Source organism: Nocardioides panacisoli (assembly GCF_039537325.1).
GTDB lineage: Bacteria > Actinomycetota > Actinomycetes > Propionibacteriales > Nocardioidaceae > Nocardioides > Nocardioides panacisoli.
The window spans coordinates 67,299-89,418 of record NZ_BAABAH010000018.1; the positions used below are offsets into that span (position 1 = coordinate 67,299).

At 71.9% G+C, this 22,120-nt stretch carries 21 protein-coding genes and 1 pseudogene; 11 read left to right on the forward strand and 11 right to left on the reverse strand.

Going from position 1 to position 22,120, the window contains the following annotated elements:
- Window positions 1-1,422, reverse strand: a complete 1,422-nt coding sequence (locus ABD709_RS19120; RefSeq protein WP_344778480.1) for a CCA tRNA nucleotidyltransferase — start codon at window positions 1,420-1,422, stop codon at window positions 1-3.
- Window positions 1,423-1,528: 106 nt separating this feature from the next.
- Between ABD709_RS19120 and ABD709_RS19125 the strand changes: the two genes are divergently transcribed.
- From ABD709_RS19125 to trxA, 7 genes are all read left to right on the forward strand, one after another.
- Window positions 1,529-3,682, forward strand: coding sequence for a DUF6049 family protein (locus ABD709_RS19125; RefSeq protein ID WP_344778442.1), 2,154 nt, complete (start codon window positions 1,529-1,531; stop codon window positions 3,680-3,682).
- Complete coding sequence (gene murJ / locus ABD709_RS19130) at window positions 3,679-5,343, forward strand: murein biosynthesis integral membrane protein MurJ (RefSeq protein WP_344778443.1); 1,665 nt, start codon at window positions 3,679-3,681, stop codon at window positions 5,341-5,343. The genes ABD709_RS19125 and murJ overlap by 4 nt, the downstream gene beginning before the upstream one ends.
- 72 nt (window positions 5,344-5,415) lie before the next feature.
- Complete coding sequence (locus ABD709_RS19135) at window positions 5,416-7,356, forward strand: protein kinase family protein (protein WP_344778444.1); 1,941 nt, start codon at window positions 5,416-5,418, stop codon at window positions 7,354-7,356.
- Window positions 7,346-8,047 (forward strand): RNA polymerase sigma factor SigM, encoded by a 702-nt coding sequence (sigM, locus tag ABD709_RS19140; RefSeq protein WP_344778445.1) that lies wholly within the window; start codon window positions 7,346-7,348, stop codon window positions 8,045-8,047. Before ABD709_RS19135 ends, sigM begins: the two co-directional genes overlap by 11 nt.
- A 35-nt stretch (window positions 8,048-8,082) precedes the next feature.
- Complete coding sequence (locus tag ABD709_RS19145) at window positions 8,083-8,841, forward strand: hypothetical protein (protein WP_344778447.1); 759 nt, start codon at window positions 8,083-8,085, stop codon at window positions 8,839-8,841.
- Between the two features lie 28 nt (window positions 8,842-8,869).
- Window positions 8,870-9,889, forward strand: coding sequence for a thioredoxin-disulfide reductase (gene trxB, locus ABD709_RS19150; protein WP_425575193.1), 1,020 nt, complete (start codon window positions 8,870-8,872; stop codon window positions 9,887-9,889).
- Between the two features lie 77 nt (window positions 9,890-9,966).
- Complete coding sequence (trxA, locus tag ABD709_RS19155) at window positions 9,967-10,299, forward strand: thioredoxin (protein ID WP_344778451.1); 333 nt, start codon at window positions 9,967-9,969, stop codon at window positions 10,297-10,299.
- Between the two features lie 60 nt (window positions 10,300-10,359).
- Here the strand turns inward: trxA and ABD709_RS19160 are convergent, their stop codons facing one another.
- On the reverse strand, window positions 10,360-11,007 hold the full coding sequence (locus ABD709_RS19160; protein WP_344778453.1) for a GNAT family N-acetyltransferase: 648 nt from the start codon (window positions 11,005-11,007) through the stop codon (window positions 10,360-10,362).
- Window positions 11,008-11,083: 76 nt separating this feature from the next.
- Between ABD709_RS19160 and ABD709_RS19165 the strand changes: the two genes are divergently transcribed.
- Both ABD709_RS19165 and ABD709_RS19170 read left to right on the forward strand, forming a co-directional pair.
- Complete coding sequence (locus tag ABD709_RS19165) at window positions 11,084-12,298, forward strand: pyridoxal phosphate-dependent aminotransferase (RefSeq protein WP_344778455.1); 1,215 nt, start codon at window positions 11,084-11,086, stop codon at window positions 12,296-12,298.
- Window positions 12,299-12,412: 114 nt separating this feature from the next.
- Window positions 12,413-13,186 (forward strand): lysophospholipid acyltransferase family protein, encoded by a 774-nt coding sequence (locus tag ABD709_RS19170; RefSeq protein ID WP_344778458.1) that lies wholly within the window; start codon window positions 12,413-12,415, stop codon window positions 13,184-13,186.
- A gap of 47 nt (window positions 13,187-13,233) precedes the next feature.
- Here ABD709_RS19170 and ABD709_RS19175 read toward each other — a convergent pair whose 3' ends face one another.
- From ABD709_RS19175 to rpmH, 8 genes are all read right to left on the reverse strand, one after another.
- Window positions 13,234-14,229, reverse strand: a complete 996-nt coding sequence (locus ABD709_RS19175) for a ParB/RepB/Spo0J family partition protein (protein ID WP_344778460.1) — start codon at window positions 14,227-14,229, stop codon at window positions 13,234-13,236.
- A complete protein-coding gene (locus tag ABD709_RS19180) occupies window positions 14,226-15,164 on the reverse strand; it encodes a ParA family protein (RefSeq protein WP_344778462.1) in 939 nt (312 codons plus the stop codon). Before ABD709_RS19180 ends, ABD709_RS19175 begins: the two co-directional genes overlap by 4 nt.
- A 184-nt stretch (window positions 15,165-15,348) precedes the next feature.
- Window positions 15,349-16,140, reverse strand: a complete 792-nt coding sequence (rsmG, locus tag ABD709_RS19185) for a 16S rRNA (guanine(527)-N(7))-methyltransferase RsmG (RefSeq protein WP_344778464.1) — start codon at window positions 16,138-16,140, stop codon at window positions 15,349-15,351.
- A gap of 19 nt (window positions 16,141-16,159) precedes the next feature.
- The gene (locus ABD709_RS19190; RefSeq protein ID WP_344778466.1) at window positions 16,160-16,675 is read right to left on the reverse strand and encodes a Jag family protein; all 516 of its coding nucleotides are present in this window, start codon (window positions 16,673-16,675) and stop codon (window positions 16,160-16,162) included.
- Window positions 16,672-17,670 carry a membrane protein insertase YidC gene (gene yidC / locus ABD709_RS19195; RefSeq protein ID WP_425575194.1) on the reverse strand — a complete coding sequence of 333 codons (999 nt, stop codon included), beginning with the start codon at window positions 17,668-17,670 and terminating at the stop codon, window positions 16,672-16,674. The genes ABD709_RS19190 and yidC overlap by 4 nt, the downstream gene beginning before the upstream one ends.
- 33 nt (window positions 17,671-17,703) lie before the next feature.
- Window positions 17,704-17,973: a membrane protein insertion efficiency factor YidD gene (gene yidD, locus ABD709_RS19200; RefSeq protein WP_344778470.1), complete on the reverse strand. Its 270-nt coding sequence runs from the start codon at window positions 17,971-17,973 to the stop codon at window positions 17,704-17,706.
- Between the two features lie 16 nt (window positions 17,974-17,989).
- Window positions 17,990-18,334 (reverse strand): ribonuclease P protein component, encoded by a 345-nt coding sequence (gene rnpA, locus ABD709_RS19205; RefSeq protein WP_344778472.1) that lies wholly within the window; start codon window positions 18,332-18,334, stop codon window positions 17,990-17,992.
- 17 nt (window positions 18,335-18,351) lie between these two features.
- Window positions 18,352-18,489 carry a 50S ribosomal protein L34 gene (rpmH, locus tag ABD709_RS19210; protein WP_344778474.1) on the reverse strand — a complete coding sequence of 46 codons (138 nt, stop codon included), beginning with the start codon at window positions 18,487-18,489 and terminating at the stop codon, window positions 18,352-18,354.
- Window positions 18,490-18,984: 495 nt separating this feature from the next.
- Between rpmH and dnaA the strand changes: the two genes are divergently transcribed.
- Window positions 18,985-20,478 carry a chromosomal replication initiator protein DnaA gene (gene dnaA, locus ABD709_RS19215; protein ID WP_344778482.1) on the forward strand — a complete coding sequence of 498 codons (1,494 nt, stop codon included), beginning with the start codon at window positions 18,985-18,987 and terminating at the stop codon, window positions 20,476-20,478.
- 373 nt (window positions 20,479-20,851) lie between these two features.
- Window positions 20,852-21,991, forward strand: a complete 1,140-nt coding sequence (gene dnaN / locus ABD709_RS19220) for a DNA polymerase III subunit beta (protein ID WP_344778476.1) — start codon at window positions 20,852-20,854, stop codon at window positions 21,989-21,991.
- A 15-nt stretch (window positions 21,992-22,006) separates the two neighbouring features.
- Here dnaN and ABD709_RS19225 read toward each other — a convergent pair.
- Window positions 22,007-22,120 (reverse strand): annotated as a pseudogene (locus ABD709_RS19225) (IS481 family transposase); the annotation flags it as partial.

Sequence of the window (22,120 nt, forward strand, 5' to 3'; positions counted from 1 at the left end):
TCAGGAGCGCGCGGCCCACCACTCGCGCAGCGCCGACGCGGCGTCCTCCTGCGACATCGGGCCGTTGTCGAGGCGCAGCTCGAGCAGCATCCGGTAGGCCTCGCCGACCTCGCGGCCCGGGGGGATGCCCAGGATCTCCATGATCTGGTTGCCGTCGAGGTCCGGCCGGATCGAGGCCAGCTCCTCCTCCTGCGACAGCCGGTCGATCCGCGCCTCGAGGTCGTCGTACGCCCGTCGCAGCCGCTCGGCCTTGCGCTGGTTGCGGGTCGTGCAGTCGGCCCGCGTCAGCACGTGCAGCCGGGTCAGCTGGTCGCCGGCATCGCGGACGTAGCGGCGCACCGCGGAGTCGGTCCACTCGCCGGTGCCGTAGCCGTGGAAGCGCAGGTGCAGCTCGACGAGCTGGGTGACGGCGTCGATCTCGTCGCCGGAGAAGCGCAGCGCCTGCATCCGCTTGCGGGTCATCTTCGCCCCCACCACGTCGTGGTGGTGGAACGTGACCGACCCGTCGTCGACGAACCGGCGGGTCCGCGGCTTGCCGACGTCGTGCATCAGCGCCGCGAACCGCGACACGAAGTCCGGGCGGCCCTCGAACCGCTCGGCCTCCTGGGCGACAGCCTGCTCCAGCACGGTGAGGGTGTGCTCGTAGACGTCCTTGTGCCGGTGGTGCTCGTCGCGCTCGAGCCGCAGGGCGGGCAGCTCGGGCAGCACGCGGTCGGCGATGCCGGTGTCGACGAGCAGGGTCAGGCCGAGGCGGGGGTACGGCGCACAGATCGTCTTGACCAGCTCGTCGCGCACCCGTTCCGCGGACACGATCGAGATCCGGTCGGCCATGTCGGTCATGGCAGCGACGACCCCGGGGTCGACGGTGAAGCCGAGCTGCGCCGCGAACCTCGCGGCGCGCATCATCCGCAGCGGGTCGTCGGAGAAGGAGTCCTCCGGTCGGCCGGGCGTGCGGAGCACCTGGTGGGCGAGGTCGACGAGCCCGCCGAACGGGTCCTCGAGCGCGCGGCCGGGCAGCCGCACCGCCATCGCGTTCACGGTGAAGTCACGACGCCCCAGGTCACCGGCCAGCGTGGCGCCGTACTCCACCGCCGGCTTGCGGGACTCCGGGTCGTAGGCCTCGGAGCGGTACGTCGTCACCTCGACCACCCAGTCGCCCTTGCGGCAGCCGATGGTGCCGAACGCGCGGCCCATGTCCCACCAGGCGTCGCCCCAGGACTTGAGGATCCGGTCGGTCTGCTCCGGACGGGCCGAGGTGGTGAAGTCCAGGTCGTTGGAGACCCGCCCCAGCATCGCGTCGCGGACCGGTCCACCGACCAGCGCGAGCTCGTGCCCGGCATCCTCGAACAGGGCGCCGAGCTCGTCGATCACCGGCGCGATCCGGTCCAGCTCCGCGGCGACCGCGCGCTGGACGTCGACCATCCGCAGCGGCTCCCCGGCGGGGGGCGGGGGGGTCGGGGGAAACGGATCGGGCACGACGGGTGAGTCTAGTGAGCGCCCCGCCGACGCCCGCCTCTACCCTCGTGGGGTGGTCCGCCTGCCCTCGTCCCGTTCGCTGCGGGCGGTGCTGGCCGGAGCCGGGCTGCTCACGACGGTGCTCGCGGCCGCCCCCGCGCACGGCGACGACGACGGCGCGACGCCCTACGACGCGCCGCTGCTGATGACGATCGACCGGCTGGACCCGGGCTACGTGCCGGACCACGGGCCGGTGGTGATCAGCGGGACGGTGACCAACCGGACCACCGAGACCTGGCACAGCATCGACGTCTACCCGTTCCTCGACGCCGACGGCGTGCCGATCGAGAGCTCCGGCGAGCTGGCCGACGCGGCGGACTCCGACCCGACGGCGGTCGTCGGCGAGCGGATGGTCGGTCCGGACTGGCCGGTGTCGGTGTCGACACGCGTCGGGGCGCTGCGGCCCGGCGAGACGGCGACGTACACCCTCACGGTCCCGCACGCCGACCTGCCCTCGACCACGCCCGGCGTCTACTGGTTCGGCGTGCACGCGCTCGGCCAGAGCAGCGACACCCCCGCCGACGACGTCGCGGACGGACGGGCCCGGACCTTCCTGCCCTACGTCGGGCACACCAGCGCCGACCCGGTGGACGTGTCGGTCGTCGTGCCGCTGCGCCGGCGGGTGGCCTACACGGCCGCGGGGGCGGTGGCCCGACCGCGGGTGTGGCAGTACGTGCTGTCCGAGAACGGCAACCTCGGGCGGCTGCTGGCGTTCGGGCAGGCCGCGCTCGGCCAGCCGGTGACCTGGCTGGTCGACCCGGCCGTCGCCGATGCGGTCAAGCGGCTGGCCGACGGCAACCCCGCGCGCTCGCTCGCCCCCACGACCGGGCCGGGCCCGGGCAACGGCGGCGGCGACGGGTCGCAGTCCGCGAGCCCGAGCCAGGACCCGGGTGGCAGCGACGCCCAGACCGACCAGGAACCGGACCGTGCTGTCCCCGGGGCCCAGGACTGGCTGGACGTCCTGCAGGCCCAGCTGCGGATCGGCGACCTGCTCACCCTGCCGTACGGCGACCTGGACATGTCCGCCGCGGCCGACCACGCGCCCGACCTCTACAAGCGCGCCCGCGACCACGCCTCCGTGCTCGACGACTGGGACGTGCCCGGCACCCCGGTGATCGGCTCGCCGAGCGGCTACCTCGACGCCAACGCGATGCTGCTCGCCAACGACGACTCGGTCGCGCTGGTGACCGACCAGATGTTCGGCCGCCGCGAGTTCCCCGACGGGCCGCCCGGCGCCACCCGGTTCAACGGGCACCGGCTCGCTGTCGTCGCATCCGGCGCCGGCGCCGGCGGGCCGGGCCCCGACCCGCGGATCGCTCCCGTCGCGCTGCGCCAGCGCCTGCTCAGCGAGGCGGCGCTCCGCGTGCTCCGGGGCGACACCCGACCGCTCGTCGTGACCCTCCCGTCCACCGTCGACGCCAGCGGGGCGGACGAGTTCTGGTCCGGGCTCGACGCCGACTGGCTGCACCTGACCTCGCTCACCGACGCGCTGGCCGGCCGGACCGAGCGGGTCGACGTGAGCAGGCTGACCTACCCCGACGACCAGGCCGACTACGAGCTCGACGCCACCGTCTTCGACGAGGCCGAGGGGCTGATGCGCGACGGCACGTCGCTGCAGCGGATGCTGACGGCGAACGACACCGTCGCGAGCGAGGTCGCCGGCGAGGCCCTGACCGCGACGTCGTACGCCGCCCGCCCCGCGCCGAGCGACGCGACCGGCCGCCTCATCGCGGCGCGACGCTGGATCGCCGGCCGCCAGGCGGCCGTGCGGCTCACCGGCCCGCGGGGCGTCACGCTGTCCAGCGCCGACGGCAGCTTCGCCGTCACCCTCGCCAACCGGCTCCGCCAGCCCGTCACCGTGCAGATCCAGGCCGAGACCGACAGCGGGATCGCGGTCGACGTCGGCGACCCGGTCGAGCTCGGGCCGAAGACCAGGACGACGCAGGTCCTCGACGCGCACACCTCCAAGGTCGGGGTGCACCAGGTGCGGCTGATGCTCACCACCACCGAGGGCGACCAGCTCGGTGCGACGACCCTCGTCTCGATCCGCTCCGGGCAGGTCGGCGAGATCATCTGGGTGATCATCGGCGCCGGCGCCGGGATCCTGTTCGTCGCGATCGGGATCCGCCTGGCGCGCCGGATCCGGCGGGCGCGGAGCGCGTCGTGAGCACCGCGACCGGCGACCAGGGCGGGATCCTCGCCAACAGCGCGATCATGGCGGCGGGCACCGTCGTGTCCCGCTTCACCGGCTTCTTCCGCAGCACCCTGCTCGCCGCCGCGCTCGGCGCCTCGCTGCACGCGGACCTGTTCACCGTCGCGAACACGGTCCCCAACATGCTCTACATCCTGCTGGCCGGCGGCGTCTTCAACGCGGTGCTCGTCCCGCAGCTGATCCGCGCGATGAAGAACGACGCCGACGGTGGCGCGGGCTACGTCGACCGCGTCATCACCCTCGCCGTGCTCTTCCTCGGCACGGTCACCGTGCTGCTCGTCGTGGCCTCGCCGTGGGTGATGGACGTCCTGCTGCCCGGACGGTACGGCGACCCGACCCTCGTCGCCCGGCGCGACTCGGCCATCGACCTCGCGCGCTACTGCCTGCCACAGGTCTTCTTCTACGGCATGTTCGTGCTGGTCGGGCAGGTGCTCAACGCGCGCGGCCGGTTCGGTCCGATGATGTGGGCGCCCATCGCGAACAACGTGATCTCGGTCGGCGTGCTGGTGGTCTACCTCTTCGTCTTCGGCCCGGCCTCGGGCGCGGTCGAGCGCGGCGCGTTCACGCCGTCGCAGGAGGCCCTGCTCGGGATCGGCTCGACCCTCGGCATCGCCGCCCAGTTCGCCATCCTGGTGCCCTACCTCCGGGCGGCGGGCGTGCGGATCACCCCGCGGTTCGACTTCCGCGGCACCGGGCTGGGCTCGACGCTGCGGCTGGGCGTCTGGACCGTGCTGTTCGTCGTCGTCAACCAGGCGGCGTACGTCGTCGTGGTCCGTCTCGCCACCGGCGGCACCGCGTCCGCGTCCGACGGCACGGGCATCACGATCTACTCCAGTGTCTTCCTCGTCGTGATGGTGCCGCACTCGGTGGTCACCGTCTCGCTGGCGACCGCCGTGCTCCCGCGGCTCTCCCGGCAGGCCGCGGACGGGGACATGGCGGCATTCGGGCGGACCCTCACCGACACGGCCCGCTCGGCCATGGTCGTGGCGGTGCCGTTCGCCGCCCTGCTGCCCGTGGTCGCGCACGAGATCGCCCAGGTGATCTGGGGGCACGGCGCGACCGCGAACTCCTACGACCGGTTCGAGCCGACGCTGTCCCTCTTCGGGATCGGGATCGTGTTCTTCACGATCCACTACCTGAGCCTGCGCGGCTACTACGCGCTGGAGCTCAACCGCCTCGTCTTCTTCGTGCAGTGCGCGATCGCCGCGGTCAACATCGTCGTCGCGATCGTGCTGGTCGGGCGGGTCGGCGCCGAGCAGACCTCGCCGATGCTGGTGCTCGCCTACACGGCGGCGTACGCCGTCGGCGCCTGCATCTCCTTCGGGCTGCTGAGCCGACGGCTGCACGTGCTCGAGCTGGGGCCGCTGGCCGGCTTCCTCGGCCGGCTGCTGGTCGCGACGGCGGTGTCCACGGCGGTCGCGTTCGCGGCGGCGTGGCCGATCGGGCGGGGCTTCGACCACCTTCCCGGCCACGGCAGCTGGCCGCTCGCGCTGGTCGAGGGCATGGTCGTCGCGCTGGTCGACGTCGTGGTGTTCGTCGGCGTCTCGCGGGTCCTGCGCATCGACGAGGTCACCTCGGTCATCGGCACGGTGACCGGGAGGCTCCGGCGAGGCTAGGGGACTGAGCCATCCGTGAGATCTGAGCCCACCCGGCCCCTACGATTGGCCGAGGTGATGGAAAGGACTGGGGTGGCGACGTCGACGCGGCCGGGTGACCTGCTCGCAGGCCGCTACCGCTTGGTCGACCTGCTCAGCGAGAGCGCGGGAGGCCGGTTCTGGCGCGCCCACGACCTCGTCCTCGAGAGGCCGGTGGCGCTGCACGTCATCGCCGAGGACGACCCGCGCTCCGACGCGCTCATCGAGGCCGCCGGCGCGTCCGCCCAGGTCCTCGACGCCCGGATCCTTCGCGTGCTCGACGCCGACCACCGCGACGGGCTCTGCTACGTCGTCAATGAGTGGGGCAACGGGATCTCCCTCGACATCCTGGTCCTGCAGGCCGGGCCGCTCGGCCCGCGGCGGGCCGCCTGGCTGGTGGCTGACGTCGCGGCCGCGATCGCCCGGGCGCACCAGGCCGGCGTCGCCCACGGCCGGCTCAATCCCGAGAACGTCCTCATCGACCGGTTCGGCTCGGTGCGGCTGATCGGGCTCTGCGTCGACGCGGCGCTGCACGGCATCCGCACCCGCGACGAGGAGACCGATCGGGCCGACCTGGCCGGCCTGCTCTACTGCGCGCTGACCGCGACCTGGCCCGGGCCGTCGGACTCGATCGTCCCGGCGGCCCCGGTCGCGCACGGCGAGGTGCTCGCGCCCCGGCGGGTGCGGGCCGGCGTACCCCGTGCGCTCGACCAGCTCTGGTGCGAGGTCGTGACGTCCGGGGACCGCCGGCGGCACGGCAACGGCGCCCCCGACCTCTCCTCCGCCGCGGCGATCAGCCAGGCCCTGACCGACTTCCTCGGCGACACCACCGGCCTCCCCGAGGCGCTGGCCGCGTCGATCCCCCCGATCAACGACGTCCAGCCGGTCAACCTACCGAGCGTCGCGGACCCCGTCCCGCACGACTACCCGGACCCCACGGTCCAGGTCGTCGCCCGGGAGGAGCCGGCTGTCCTCGAGGAGCCGGAGCCGGAGCCGGAGCCGGCGACCCAGCCCGTCGACCGGCTCGACGAGCTCGGCGGCGAGGACGCCGACGACCCGCCGATCCCCTCGGTGAGCGACCTGCCGACCGAGGCCGGCATGCCGGTCTTCGGCGAGGACGACCAGGTCGAGTGGCTCCGGGCGCGCAGCACGCCACCGCCGCCCCCGCCACCGTTCGAGGACCCCCCGGAACGACCGCTCTTCTCCCCCGACAACGTACGCCGACCGCGCCCCGACGTGCCGCAGCCGCCGGCGCCGCCACCACCCGCGTCGCCCCGGCCCGTCGCCGCCACCGGGTTCTGGCCCTGGGACGCCGAGGCGGCCGCCGGCCTCCGCAACGGTGACGGCGACGGGACCTCCGAGATCGACACGGTGCCCGGGCGGAGCTGGCTGCGGCTGGCGATCGGGATCGCGGCGGCGCTGCTGCTGCTGATGGGCGTCGTCGTCGCCTTCAACCTCGGCCGGGGCCGGACCCCGCTCGGCTTCGCCACCGACGAGCCGACGCCGACGCCCTCGACGTCGGCCCCGGCGTCGCCCGCGGCCCCCCACCACCTGACCGGTCTCACCGCCACGGCGTTCGACCCCTACGACTCCAAGCGCGAGGAGCACGACGAGGAGGCCGCCAACGCGGTCGACGGCAACCCGCAGACGACCTGGGCGACCTACACCTACTACGACCAGTTCGGCCCCGGCGGCCTCAAGCCCGGCGTCGGGCTCGTCGTCGACCTCGGCCGCAGCACGGAGATCGCCTCGGTCGACCTCGCGCTGGCCGGGTCCCCGACGTCGGTGAGCCTCTACGTCTACGACGCGGGCCCCACCAAGGCCCCGACCGGCGCCCCCGTCGCCAAGGGCAGGTCGACCGGCGACCGGCTCACGCTCACGCCGGCCCATGCCGTCACCGGACGCTATGCGCTGGTGTGGATCACCTCCCTCCCGCCGGTGTCGGGCGGCGGCTTCCGTGGCGAGATCGCGGAGGTCACCGTCGATGGCCGCTGATGCCGGCACGGACGCCGAGCTGCTGTCGGCCCACGTCGACGGTGACGCCGACGCCTTCGGGACGCTGTTCGCCCGCCACCGCGACCGGCTGTGGGCGGTCGCCCTCCGCACGACCGGTGACCCCGAGGTCGCCGCAGACGGTCTCCAGGAGGGGATGATCGCCGCGTTCCGGCGCGCCGGCTCCTACCGCGGCGACGCGGCGGTCACCACCTGGCTGCACCGGATCGTCGTCAACGCGTGCCTCGACCGGCTCCGCGCCCAGAAGGTGCGCCGCGCCGAGCCGCTCCCCGACGACGTCGACGAGACCGGCCGCGGTGCGCTCGTCTCCGCCGCAGACGGCACGGAGGACCCGGCCGAGCACGGCATCCGCTCCGAACGCCGCCGGCAGGTCCTCGACGCGCTGCGCCGGCTCGCGCCGGACCAGCGCGCCGCGCTCGTCCTCGTCGACATGGAGGGCTACAGCGTCGCCGAGGCCGCGGCGATCCTCGACTGCGCCGAGGGCACGGTGAAGTCCCGCTGCTCGCGCGGCAGGGCGCGGCTCGCCGTGCTGCTCCGGCCGCTGATCGACGCCGACCGTGAGACCGACGACACCCCCGTCGCGGGGAACCACGCGAACGACCCGGACGTCGGACCAACGTCGCCCCGGGGCCCGCCCATCGGTCCCGGCCCCCGACCCACTCACCCCCACTGACCCGATCCGCCACCCACTCCCACAGACCGGAAGCGATGACCCCCACCGACGACGCCGACCAGCAGGCGCCGCAGCCGTCCCCCGAGGACGAGGCTGCGGTACGCCGGCTGCTCGCGGGCGTCCGCGAGGCCGGACCGGTGCCGCCGGCGGTCGCCGCGCGCCTCGACGACACCCTCGCCGGACTGGCTGGGGCCCGGACCGCCGACGGTGCCCCCGTGGCCGACGTGGTCCCGCTCGCGCCGCGCCGTCGCCGGCGAGCCGCCGCGCTGCTGGTCGCCGCCGCGGCCGTGGTGGTCGGCGGCATCGCGATCAGCAGCCACGGGAGCAGCGGCGAGGACGCGGGCTCCACGTCGGCCGACTCGGCCGTCTCCCGCGAGCCGGGCGCCGACGCGGAGGTGAGCGGCGCCAAGGACTATTCCGGGGGTGGTGGCGGCGACAGCATCACGCCGCACGACCGGACCAAGGCGCCCACCAGGTCCGATCTCAACGCCCTGAAGTCGGTCGCGTCGGCGCGCGTGCGCCCCGGCCACCTGGTCCCCGACCTGAAGGCGCTGCGGCACGGATTCGCTCGCCAGGTGGGGAGGTCGGCGTACTCGGCGGACGCGCCGGTGGCCCCGGACGGCTTCCGCTGCGCACCGGCCCGCTACGGCCACGGCGTCCTGCTCGGCGTCCGGTACGGCGGTCGCCCGGCCGTGGTGGCCTTCCGCATCCCCAAGGGCGACACCCAGGTGGTCGAGGTCCTGCAGTGCGGCACGGCCGACGTCCTGCGGTCGACGACCATCCCGGCCGGCTGAGGCCACCCCGCGCCGTTCTCGGTCGGGAATGGTCGCGCCTACGATCGGGTTTGAACATCAGGTCCCGCAACACGTCAGGAGCGTCATGACCGAGTCAACCGAGCCGCGCAACGTCATCGTCATCGGCTCAGGCCCCGCCGGCTACACGGCCGCGGTCTACAACGCCCGCGCGAACCTGAAGCCGCTCGTCTTCGAGGGCTCGGTCACGGCCGGAGGTGCGCTGATGACCACCACCGAGGTCGAGAACTACCCGGGCTTCAAGGACGGCATCATGGGCCCGGACCTGATGGACCAGATGCGCGCGCAGGCTGAGCGGTTCGGCGCCGAGCTGGTGGCCGACGACGTGGTCGAGGTCGACCTGACCGGCCCGGTCAAGGTCGTCAAGACCGCGACCGACACCTACACCGCGCACACCGTGGTGCTCGCGATGGGCTCCGCCTACCGCAAGCTCGGCCTGCCCAACGAGGAGAAGCTCTCGGGGCGCGGCGTCTCCTACTGCGCCACCTGTGACGGCTTCTTCTTCCGCGAGCAGCACATCGCGGTGGTCGGCGGCGGCGACTCGGCCGTCGAGGAGGCCACCTTCCTCACCCGCTTCGGCTCGAAGGTCTCCCTGATCCATCGCCGCGACGAGCTGCGCGCCTCGAAGATCATGCAGGAGCGGGCCTTCGCCGATCCCAAGCTCGAGATGGTCTGGAACGCCGAGGTCGACGCGATCAACGGCGACGACGTCCTCGAGTCGCTGACCCTGCGCGACACCGTCACCGGCGAGAAGCGCGAGCTGCCGGCGACCGGCCTGTTCGTCGCCATCGGCCACGACCCGCGCTCGGAGCTCGTCAAGGGCCAGATCGACCTCGACCCCGACGGCTACGTCGTCGTGCAGCCCGGCTCGACGGAGACCAACCAGCCCGGCGTGTTCGCCGCCGGCGACCTGGTCGACCGTCGCTACCAGCAGGCGATCACCGCCGCCGGCACCGGATGCGCCGCCGCCCTGGACGCCGAGAAGTACCTCGCCGAGATCGCCCACGCGGCCGCGACCGCCGGCGTCTGACGGGCGGGAATGCCGCGGGAGGGCACTACGTTCTCCCAGCAGACGTTTCGTTCACCTCAACCGAAGGGTGGCCCGCAGTGGCTGACAACATCTCCGCCGTGACCGACGCCGAGTTCGAGAGCCAGGTCCTCAAGTCCGACAAGCCGGTGCTGGTCGACTTCTGGGCCGAGTGGTGCGGACCGTGCCGCCAGGTCGCCCCGATCCTCGACGAGATCGCCGGCGCGCACGGCGACAAGATCGAGTTCCGCAAGATGAACGTCGACGAGAACCCGGTCACGCCCGCGTCCTACCGCGTGACCGGCATCCCGACGATCAACGTCTACCAGAACGGCGAGGTCGTCCGGACCATCGTCGGTGCCCGGCCGAAGGCCGCGATCCTCAACGAGCTCTCCGAGTTCATCGAGGCCTGAGCACGCCCTCTCCACGACGCCCGTCTCCCGCGAGGGAGGCGGGCGTTCGTCGTCAGCGGGTCAGTTCAGGTCCCGGTGCACCGGGCGGGGGTGGCCCTTCACCGTCACGGCCCCGAGCAGCTTCTCGACGGCCGCCTCTACCTCGTCCTTCCAGCTGACCAGGCTGCGCAGCTCCATCCGCATCCGCGGCGTCGTCGGGTGCGGGCGGTGGGTCTTGAAACCCACCCGCGCCAGGAACTCCTGCGGCAGCAGGCACCCACCGGCGCCCCGGCGGCTGGTCGTGGCGAACGCCTCGACCGCGCGGATGCCGTCCCGCCGGCTCACGAGGTCACGCGCCATCGCCTGGACCAGGAGCCGTCCGACGCCCGCCTCGCCGTAGCCCTCCCCGACCCGGGCGGTCGTCAGCACCACCGCGTCGGGCGAGACGGGTGCCGTCGGAAACGCGCCCGCCCCCGGTACGTAGGCGGCGGGCGCGTAGACGACGTACCCCGCAGCGTTGCCGTCGATCATCGCCACCCGCCCGCACGAGCCCCACTCGCGGAGCACCTCGGAGACCCACGCCTCCTTGACCTCGGCCCGCTGCTCGGCGTCCAGCGCGTCCCGGCGGACCGGATCGAGCTCCCAGAAGAGGCAGGTACGGCACGGCAGGTCGAGCTCGCTCAGCGCCGCGAGGCTGTCGAGGGTCAGCGGGACGGTGGTCCTGGCCACCTCCCCAGCGTAGGCCCGGATATCGCCGCGCGATATGCCCGCGCGCTTTCCGGGCCCGGCTGGGACAATCGCGACCGTGCGCAAGATCCGCCAGAGCAGGAAGCTGCTGAACGTCCGGTACGACGTCCGTGGGCCCATCCTCGTCGAGGCCCAGCGCCTCGAGGCCGAGGGGCACCGCATCCTCAAGCTCAACATCGGCAACCCGGCACCGTTCGGCTTCGAGGCGCCCGAGGCGATCCTCGCCGACGTCGTGCACCACCTGCCCAACGCGCAGGGCTACAGCGACTCCCAGGGCATCTACTCCGCACGCACCGCCGTCGCGCAGTACTACCAGTCGCGCGGCCTGAAAGAGACCGACGTCGAGGACGTCTTCATCGGCAACGGCGTCTCCGAGCTGATCTCGATGGTGCTGCAGGCGTTCGTCGACGACGGCAACGAGATCCTGGTGCCGGCGCCCGACTACCCCCTGTGGACCGGCGCGGTGACGCTGTCCGGCGGCATCCCGGTGCACTACCGGTGCGACGAGGAGAACGGTTGGATGCCGGACCTCGAGGACATCGAGGCCAAGATCACCGAGAACACACATGCGCTGGTCATCATCAACCCCAACAACCCCACCGGTGCGGTCTACAGCAAGGAGATGGTCGCGGCGCTCGTCGACATCGCCCGGCGCCACGACCTGGTCGTCTTCGCCGACGAGATCTACGAGAAGATCCTCTTCGACGACGCGGTACACCACCACGCCGCCTCCGCGGCGGGCAGCGACGTGCTCTGCCTGACGTTCAGCGGCCTCTCGAAGGCCTACCGCGTCTGCGGCTACCGCGCCGGCTGGGTGATGATCTCGGGTCCCAAGGAGATCGCCGAGGAGTTCCTCGAGGGGCTCACCCTGATCGCCAACATGCGGATGTGCGCCAACGTGCCCGCGCAGCACGCGATCCAGACCGCGCTCGGCGGCTACCAGTCCATCAACGAGCTGATCGTCCCCGGAGGCCGGTTCTACGAGCAGTCGATGCTCGCGCACCGTCTGCTCAACGAGATCCCCGGCGTCACCTCGGTGCGGCCGCGCGGCGCGCTCTACTGCTTCCCGCGGCTGGACCCCGAGGTCTACCGGATCGAGGACGACGAGCAGTTCGTCATCGAGCTGCTGCGGGCCAAGAAGATCCTGGTCACCCACGGCACCGGCTTCAACTGGCCGACGCCCGACCACTTCCGCCTGGTCACGCTGCCCGACGTGGAGATCCTCGAGGAGGCCATCGGCAGGATCGCCGACTTCCTCGCGACCCGCCGCTGAGCCGGTGCGGTCGGCCGCCCCAGCCACCCTTTTGTTCGCTCAGGACAGATTTCCGCGCGGAATCTGCCGTCGGGGCTCTGCCGGTGTTCTCGGGTCGCCTGTCACACTCATCTGATGCTCGACATCACGTACCCACCGATCATCGCCACCGCCAAGGTCATGTTCCGCCTGATGCGGCAGCGGGTCGTCGTGACCGGCGCGGAGAACGTCCCCCGCAAGGGCGCCGCACTGATGGCCATCAACCACACCGGGTACGTCGACTTCATCTACGCCGGCGCGGGTGCCGAGCCCCAGCACCGCCTGGTCCGGTTCATGATCAAGAAGGAGATGATGGACAAGCCGGGCGTAGGGCACCTGCTGCGCTCCCTCCACCACATCCGCGTCGACCGCGGGGCGGGCGAGCAGTCCCTGCTGGACGCGAAGGCCTATCTCGAGGCCGGCGAGATCGTCGGGATCTACCCCGAGGCCACCATCTCCCGCTCCTTCGAGATCAAGGAGCTCAAGACCGGCGCCGTGCGGATCGCCGCCGAGACCGGCGTGCCCCTGATCCCCGTCATCGTGTGGGGCGCCCACCGGCTGATGACCAAGGACCACCCCAAGGACTTCTCCCGGAGCCCGAAGACGATCGCGATCAAGGTCGGCGAGCCGATGCAGGTCACCGGCGAGGACCCGGCCGCGGAGACCGCCGAGCTCCGCACCCGGATGGCCGCCCTGCTCGACGAGGTGCTCGCCGAGTACCCCGAGGCCGAGAAGGCCCCCGGCAGCTGGTGGACCCCGGCGCGGCTCGGCGGGTCGGCGCCGACGCCCGAGAAGGCCGCCGAGCTGGACGCTGCCGAGCTCGCCGAACGGGCCCGCCGCAAGGCGGAGAAGGCCGCGCAGAGCGACTAGTCGCTAGAGCGACTTGTCGACACGGCGACCTGTAGCTTTGTCGACAATCAGATCGGACGGTCGGCGCGGTTCCGCGGGTCGATGATGTCGACCAGCCGCTGCAGGTCGCCGGTGTTCGCGAACTCGATGGTGATCTTGCCCTTGCGTTGGCCGAGGTCGATCTTCACCCGCGTCTCCAGCCGGTCGGCCAGCCGGTCGGAGAGGTCGACCAGGCCCGGCGCGTGCGGCTTGGGGCGGTTGGTGCGCTTGTTGCTGCCGTGGTCGCCGACCGCGACGATCTCCTCGAGCCCACGGACGCTGATGCCCTCCGCGACGACCCGCTGGGCGAGGCGGTCCTGGATGTCGGCGTCGTCGACGGCCAGCAGCGCGCGGGCGTGACCGGCCGACAGCACGCCGGCAGCCACCCGGCGCTGGACCGCGGGCCCGAGCTTCAGCAGCCGCAGCGTGTTGCTGATCTGCGGACGGGACCGCCCGATGCGCTGGGCGAGCTCGTCGTGGGTGCACCCGAAGTCCTCGAGCAGCTGCGCGTAGGCCGCCGCCTCCTCGAGCGGGTTCAGCTGCGAGCGGTGCAGGTTCTCCAGCAACGCGTCGCGGAGCATGTCCGCGTCCTCGGTCTGCCGGACGATCGCGGGAATCCGCTCGAGCCCCGCCGCCTGGGCCGCGCGCCAGCGCCGCTCGCCCATGATCAGCTCGTAGCTGCCGTCGCCGACCGGCCGGACGACGACCGGCTGGAGAAGTCCGATCTCGCGCACGGAGTGCACGAGCTCGGCCATGGCCTCCTCCTCGAAGACCTGGCGCGGCTGCACGCGGTTCGGGACGATCCTGGTCGGCTCGAGCTCCGCGAAGTAGGCGCCGTGGACGGGGACCAGGTCCGGCCCGGGACCCGGAGCGTCCTGGACGTCCGCACCCGCGCGCTCGCCGCCCGGCGGGCTCGCGGGCGTGGGGGCCTGGGCCTCCGGGGCGTCGTCCGCCGGGGGAGGAGCGGTGGGGATCAGTGAACCGAGACCTCGGCCGAGGCCACGGCGGGGCGAGGATCCACTCACGTCAGGCTCCCTCGGGTCGCGATCTCGCGCGCGGCTTCCAGATAGCTCAGCGCGCCCGGTGAGGCCGGATCGTAGGTCATCACGGTCTGACCGTAGGACGGCGCCTCGGAGACCCGTACCGAGCGGGGGATCGCGGTCTTGAGCACCTGGTCGCCGAAGTGGTCCCGGACGTCCGCGGCGACGCCGTGGGCGAGCCGGGTGCGGGAGTCGAACATCGTGAGCAGGATGGTCGAGACGGCGAGCTCGGGGTTGAGGTGGGCACGGACCATGTCCACCGTCGAGAGCAGCTGTCCGAGCCCCTCGAGGGCGTAGTACTCGGCCTGGATCGGAATCATCATCTCCGCTCCGGCGACGAGCGCGTTGAGGGTCAGCAGGCCCAGGGACGGCGGGCAGTCGATGAGGACGTAGTCGAAGCGCTCGGGCCCGGCGTCGGCTTCGGAGCCGACCTGCGGGTGGGCGGCGATCGCCTTCTTCAGCCGGCCCTCGCGAGCGACGACGCTGACCAGCTCGATCTCGGCGCCGGCGAGGTCGATCGTCGCGGGGACGACCTGGAGACCGGCGGCGTCCGGACAGTCCTGCATCACGTCGGCGAGCGGCACGCCGTCCACCAGTACGTCGTAGGTGGACGGGGTGCCCTGCTGGTGCGGGACGTTGAGCGCCGTCGAGGCGTTGCCCTGGGGATCGAGGTCGATCACCAGGACGCGCTGCCCGAGCTGGGTGAGCGCCGCCGCGATGTTCACCGTCGACGTCGTCTTGCCCACCCCGCCCTTCTGGTTGGCGACCACGAAGACGCGGGTCTCCTTGGGGCGCGGTGCCGTCGGCTGGTTCCGCAGGTTCTGCCGGACCAGCACGGAGTGCTGGGCGGCCCGCGCCAGGGGCGTCATGTCGTCGTCGTCGGAGGGGTCGTAGGACGCCAGCTCCGCAGCCGTCCGCACTGCGAATCCCTCGGTTTCACGTGAAACGTCGGTGTCCGTTTCACGTGGAACACCGGGCGGCGGGCTCGCAGACGCCTGTGGATAACTCGGGTCGCCCTGTGGACGGTCACGCTCAGCGCCCACCTTGTCACCGGTGGAAAACTCCCGGTCGTTCATGCCCCGCCTCTCGATCCGACCGTCACGGTCACCTCTGCGTCCTCGTCCCGGGCGGCTGCCGTCGACCGCGTGCAGCGGTACGCCGAGCAGACCGTGGAGCCGTTCCGGACCGTGACCCGGAAGTCGGCCACGATACCCGCGCCGGGTCGGCCCAGGTAACCCGCACGACCCGGATCGGCTCGACGTCCGGATACTCCCGCGCCAGGTCTCCGCCGAACACCTCGACCACCGGCTCTCCACATCCCAGGCGCCGGAGCGTCGGACCCGCCGCCGCCACCTCGTCGTCCGCCGAGGAGCCCTTCATCGCCAGCAGTGCGCCCTCCGGCGCAACCAGCGGCATGCACCAGCCGAGCAGCCTCTCCAACGGAGCGACCGCGCGCGCCGTCACCGCGTCGAACCTCGCCGAGCCGTGCAGCGCGTCGGCCCGGTCCCGCCGGACCACGACGTTGCCCAGCCCGAGGGCCTCCACCGCCTCCAGGAGGAAGGTGGTGCGGCGCAGCAGCGGCTCGACCAGGGTCACCCGGAGGTCGGGCCGGGCGATGGCGACCACGAGACCGGGCAGGCCGGCACCGGAGCCGACGTCGGCAACGGACGCGCCCTCGGGGACGGCGTCCGCGAGCAGCGCGCTGTTCAGGACGTGCCGGTCCCAGAGCCGTGGCGCCTCCCGCGGGCCGATCAGGCCGCGCAGGATCCCGTCGGTCGCGAGCAGGCCGACGTACCGCTCAGCGGCGTCGATCCGGTCGCCGAAGAGCGCGACGGCCGCTGGCGGGGGAGGACCGGGGCCGGCGCTCCCGGTGTCCTCCGCGCCGCTCGGTTTCACGTGAAACAGAGCTCGCGGCTCAGTCGTCCGTGGCCGCCGGCAGCACGACGACGTAGCGCCGCGGCTCCACGCCCTCCGACTCCGACTCCAGCCCGGCGGCAGCGACCGCGTCGTGCACGATCTTCCGCTCGAAGGGGGACATGGCGTCCAGGGCGATCGGCTCCCCGGTCTCCTTCACCTTGGCGGCGGTCTCCTCGCCGAGCTTGGTGAGCCGCGCGCGCTTGTCCGCGCGATAGCCGGAGATGTCCAGCATCAGGCGGGACCGCTCGCCCGTCTCGCGGTAGACCGCCAGCCGGGTGAGCTCCTGCAGCGCCTCGAGGACCTTGCCGTCGGTGCCGATCAGCTGGGACAGGTCCGCACCGACGATCGACACGGCCGCCCGATCGGCCTCGACGTCCATGTCCAGGTCGCCGTCGAGATCGGCGATGTCCAGCAGCTCCTCGAGGTAGTCCGCGGCGATGTCGCCCTCGCGCTCCAGCCGATCGACGGTGCTGTCCTCGTTCGTGGCCTGCTGCTCGTCGACCTCGGTGTTCACTGGGTGCCTCCCTGGTTCTTCGGCTTGGTCTGGGGCTTCTTGCCCGGGTCCGGGGCTGGGTTGCCGCCCTTGCGCTGCGAGCGGGTCTGGCGCTGGGGTTGCTGCCGGGGCCGCCGCTCCGGCTCCGCGACCTCGGTGCCGGTGGCCGGCGCGTCGTAGGCCTCGAAGGTCTCGCCGTGCTTCTGCGCCTTGAGCCGGTCCCGCTCCTCCTTCGCCTTGAAGGCGGGCGTGCCCGGAGCGGGGTTGTTCCGGATGACGTAGAACTGCTGGCACATCGTCCACAGGTTCGAGGTGGTCCAGTACAGGAGCACGCCGATCGGGAACGCCACGCCACCGAGGCCGAAGGCCACCGGCAGGATGTAGAGGAGCATCTTCTGCTGCTGGGCGTAGGGGCCGGACATGGCGTCGGCCGGCATGTTCTTGGCCATCAGCTGGCGCTGGGTGGTGAACGTGGTCGCCGTCATGGCGAGCACCAGCACGGCCGCGACGACCATCACGAGCCCGTCGGGGCTGTCGCCCCAGGTCCGGGCCTCCCAGAAGTTGCCGTGCAGCGGCAACCGGCCGAACACGAGCGAGTTGCCGAACTCCTTCGCCTTGGCGACGGTCAGGAAGCCGTGGGCGGTGTCGGCCTTCGTCGCCTGGGAGATCATCCGGAACAGCGCGAAGAAGATCGGCATCTGCAGCAGCAGCGGCAGGCAGGAGGCGAACGGGTTGGTGCCCGACTCCTTGTAGAGCTTCATCGTCTCCTCGGCGAGACGCTGCCGGTCGTGGCCGTACTTCTTCTGCAGCTCCTTCACCTTGGGCTGGATCAGCTGCATGTTGCGGCTGGCCTTGATCTGCCGCACGAACAGGGGGATCAGCGCGGCGCGGATCACCAGGGTCAGGCCGATGATCGACAGCGCCCACGACAAGCCGCCCTCGGGGTCGAGGAACAACCCGAAGAACCAGTGCCACGCAAGCAGCACCGCCGACACGATGTAGTACAGCGGCACCATGATGAAGTGGCCGATGTCGCCGATGGCTCCCACTCAGACTCCTTGGTCCTCAGGTGTTGCTGGAGCCCCGCCGGCTGGCGCCGTGCGGAGCGGTGGCACGTGGTCGACCCCTCCCGGGGTCCAGGGGTGGCAGCGGGCCAGTCGCCGCACGGCGAGCCAGCTGCCCTTGATCGCGCCGTGCAGCTCGATCGCCTGGACGGCGTACGCCGAGCACGACGGGTAGTAGCGGCAGTTCTGACCGAGCATCGGGCTGAGGGCGAACTGGTAGGCCCGGATCACCCCGACCAGGATCTTCCTCACCATCGCCCCAGCTCACGGATCACGCGGCCGGCGCGTGCACCCGGTCGAGACAACGGGCGAGGTCGGCCGCCAGTTCCCCGTAGGACGCGGTCGCGCTGGCGGGCAGGGCCCGCACGACCAGGCAGCCCGACGACGGAAGCGCGTCGCGGACCAGCAGCTCGCGGACGGCATGGCGCAGCCTGCGCTTCACCCGGTTCCGGACGACGGCGCCGCCGACCTGCTTGCTGACCACGAACCCGGCCCGGACCGGACCCGTCCCGGCGACGTAGTGGGTCACCAGGGTGCGCGAGGACGAGCGCCGACCCTCACGGGTGGCGCTCCGGAACCCCGCCGGGTCCGTCAGTCGGTGCGCAGCAGGCAGCACGATCGTGCTCGGCCGCCTCAGACCGAGAGGCTCTTGCGGCCCTTCCGGCGACGGCTGGACAGGATGGCGCGGCCGGCGCGGGTGCGCATCCGCAGTCGGAAGCCGTGCGTCTTGTGGCGACGACGGTTGTTCGGCTGGTACGTCCGCTTGCTCACGATGACCTCATTTTGGTGGCGTGCTGGGAAGGGTCTGACCGGATGACGCACAGCGGCCGACCCATCGCGCAGCGCGTTGCGATCGACCACCCTCGCCCTGGTTGGCGAGTTCGGCGAGGCGTGCGGGCACGCTTCACCACCGGATGACCGCCCAACGGTACGCGCGCGCGAGATCGAGGGTCAAACCCACGCCGCCGCGGTCTCTACAAGCTTCGGAAAAGCCTGTGGATAGCGGCTTGATCCACAGGCCCGGAGGCGGTTAGGTTCGATCTCTCCGGGATTCCCCGCCATTCTCCGACGATGCGGTGCAGGATACGAGGTCGCAGCCTCGGCCACTTTCCCGAACTGGGGGCCTGACCTGCGAAAACGTGTCTCCCAACGCGCGCTGGAGCGGCCTCGGTCCAGCGCCGCCGCACCCATCGGCGCCGAGTTCACAGCCTGTGGACAAACTTGTGGAGCCAGACCGAGCACTGAGAGGAACTGCCCGTGACCGGGATGTCGGACGGACCCGAGGACGAGGGGACGACCCAGCAGGAGACCGAGGCAGGGGACCGGCTCGGCAGCGCGTGGCGCGCCGTCGTCGCCGACCTCCAGGCCCACCAGCGCGCGTGGCTGCAGGTCAGCCAGCCGCTCACCCTGCACGGCACCACCGCGCTGGTCGCGGTGCCCGACGACTTCACCCGCAAGCGGCTCGAGGGGCGGCTGCGCGGCGAGCTCGAGGACGCGCTCTCGGAGCGGATCGGTCACGAGGTGCAGCTCGCGGTCGCCGTCGACGCCTCGCTGCATGCCGAGGGCACCCCCGGAGCCGCGCCGGCGCCCGAGGCCGAGGCGGCGTACGACGACGTCGACATGTCGACAAAGACACTTGACGACACATCGACCTATCGACCCGACCCGCGGCCGGTGTACGAGGCCCCGGAGCCGGAGCTCGGACCGACGCCGACCTCGAGCGAGTCCCGGCTCAACCCGAAGTACACCTTCGAGACCTTCGTCATCGGCTCGTCCAACCGGTTCCCGCACGCGGCCGCGGTCGCCGTCGCCGAGGCACCGGGCCGGTCCTACAACCCGCTGCTGGTCTACGGGGAGTCCGGACTCGGCAAGACCCACCTCCTGCACGCGATCGGCCACTACGTGCGCAGCCTCTACGCCGGCGCGAAGGTCCGCTACGTCAGCTCCGAGGAGTTCACCAACGAGTTCATCAACGCGATCCGCGACGACCGCCAGGAGCGGTTCAAGCGGCGCTACCGCGACGTCGACGTGCTGCTCATCGACGACATCCAGTTCCTGGAGGGCAAGACCCAGACCCAGGAGGAGTTCTTCCACACCTTCAACGCCCTGCACAACGCCAACAAGCAGATCGTGCTCACCTCCGACCGCCCGCCCAAGCGGCTCGAGGCCCTGGAGGAGCGGCTGCGCAGCCGGTTCGAGTGGGGCCTGATCACCGACGTCCAACCGCCGGACCTCGAGACCCGCATCGCCATCCTGCGGAAGAAGGCGGCGATGGACCGGCTGACCGCGCCGCCGGACGTGCTCGAGTTCATCGCGTCGAAGATCCAGACCAACATCCGCGAGCTCGAGGGTGCGCTGATCCGAGTGACCGCGTTCGCGAACCTCAACCGGCAGGAGGTCGACCTGACCCTGGCCGAGATCGTGCTCAAGGACCTGATCCCCGAGGGCGGCGAGCCGGAGATCACGGCGCCGCTGATCATCGCCCAGACCGCGAACTACTTCGGCCTGACGATCGAGGAGCTCACCGGACCGAGCCGCGGCCGGCACCTGGTGATGGCGCGACAGATCGCGATGTACCTGTGCCGCGAGCTCACCGGGCTGTCCCTGCCGAAGATCGGCGCGCAGTTCGGCAACCGCGACCACACGACGGTGATGTACGCCGAGCGCAAGATCAACCAGCTGCTCGGTGAGCGTCGGGCCGTCTTCAACCAGGTCAGCGAGCTCACCAACCGCGTGAAGATGCAGGCCCGGCAGGGCTGAGGACTGTGGAGAAACCCCGTGGTTCCCTCCGAAATACACGGGGAGGATTCGGGGGACGAACCACAGGGGCGCTCCACCGCCGGGTCGCCGTCCACACCCGCTGCTGCGCCGTACCCAGCGCCGTCCCCAGGGGCTGTGCACACGAATTCGGCCCCTGACCTGCGACGAGGGGCGTTGTCCACAGTTTCCACCCACGCTATGACCACTACGGACTTACAACTGGCCAGATCGACGGGAACCGAACTCCCGACTGCCCACCTGTGGACTTCCACGCCGCGTGGCAGGATGCTCCCCACCACATCCGTGTCATTCCCCGCCCGGTCTGCCCCGCCCGCACGCCCCGACCGCCCTGCCTCCTGCTAAGGACCCCACCGTGAAGTTCCGAGTCGACCGCGATGTCCTCGCCGACGCCGTCGCCTGGGCGGCCCGCAGCCTGCCCGTGCGGCCGAGCGCACCGACCCTCGCCGGCCTGCTGATCGAGGCGGGCGACGACGGGCTGGTCCTGTCGACGTTCGACTACGAGACCTCGGCGCGCGCGACGCTCACCGCCGAGGTCAGCGACGAGGGCAAGGCACTGGTGAGCGGCCGGCTGCTGGCCGACATCTGTCGCAGCCTCCCCGACAAGCCGGTCGACGTGATGCTCGACGGTGCCCGCGTCTCGATCACCTGCGGCTCCTCGCGGTTCTCGCTGCAGACGATGCCCGTCGAGGACTACCCGGCGATCCCGGAGATGCCGGCCGCGACGGGCACCGTGTCGAGCGAGGCGTTCGCGCACGCGGTGGCCCAGGCGGTCACCGCCGCCGGCCGCGACGACATGCTCCCCGTGCTGACCGGTGTGCGGATCGAGATCGAGGGCGACACGATCACCCTGCTCGCGACCGACCGGTTCCGGCTCTCGCAGCGCGAGCTCGGCTGGAACCCCGGCACCCCCGACGCCTCCCTGGCCGCCCTCGTCCCGGCGAAGGTGCTCGGCGACACGGCCAAGGCCCTCACCGCCGGCGCGGACATCACCATCGCGCTGTCGGCGACCGGCAGCGGCGACGGCCTGATCGGGTTCGAGGGCAGCGGCCCCGGCGGCGTCCGCCGTACGACGACCCGGCTCCTCGACGGGGAGTTCCCCAAGGTCCGCAGCCTGTTCCCGTCGGAGAAGCTCACCACCGCGAAGATCGACAAGATCTCGCTCATCGAGTCGGTCAAGCGCGTCGCCCTCGTGGCCGAGCGCAACACCGCGGTCCAGCTCGCGTTCAAGGACGGCGCGCTGACGCTCGACGCCGGGTCCGGTGACGAGGCGCAGGCCTCGGAGTCGGTGCCCGCGACCATCGACGGCGAGGACCTGGTCACCGGGTTCAACCCGCAGTTCCTGCTCGACGGGCTCACCGCCATCGACGAGCCCGTCGTCGAGCTGGCCTTCACCCAGGCGTCCAAGCCGGTTGTCATCAGCGGCACGAGCGAGGACGAGGCGGCGGACGCGGGCTTCCGCTACCTGCTGATGCCGCGGCGGCTCCTGAGCTAGGGTGTAGTTCCCCGTGACGTTGTGAACGCGGTCGGCGGGGGCCAGGCCTCCGATGCCGGTATGGGGTCGGTGGTGATTGTAGAAGTGGAGCCAGCCGGCGTAGGTCGCTGAGCGGGCGTCGTCGGACAG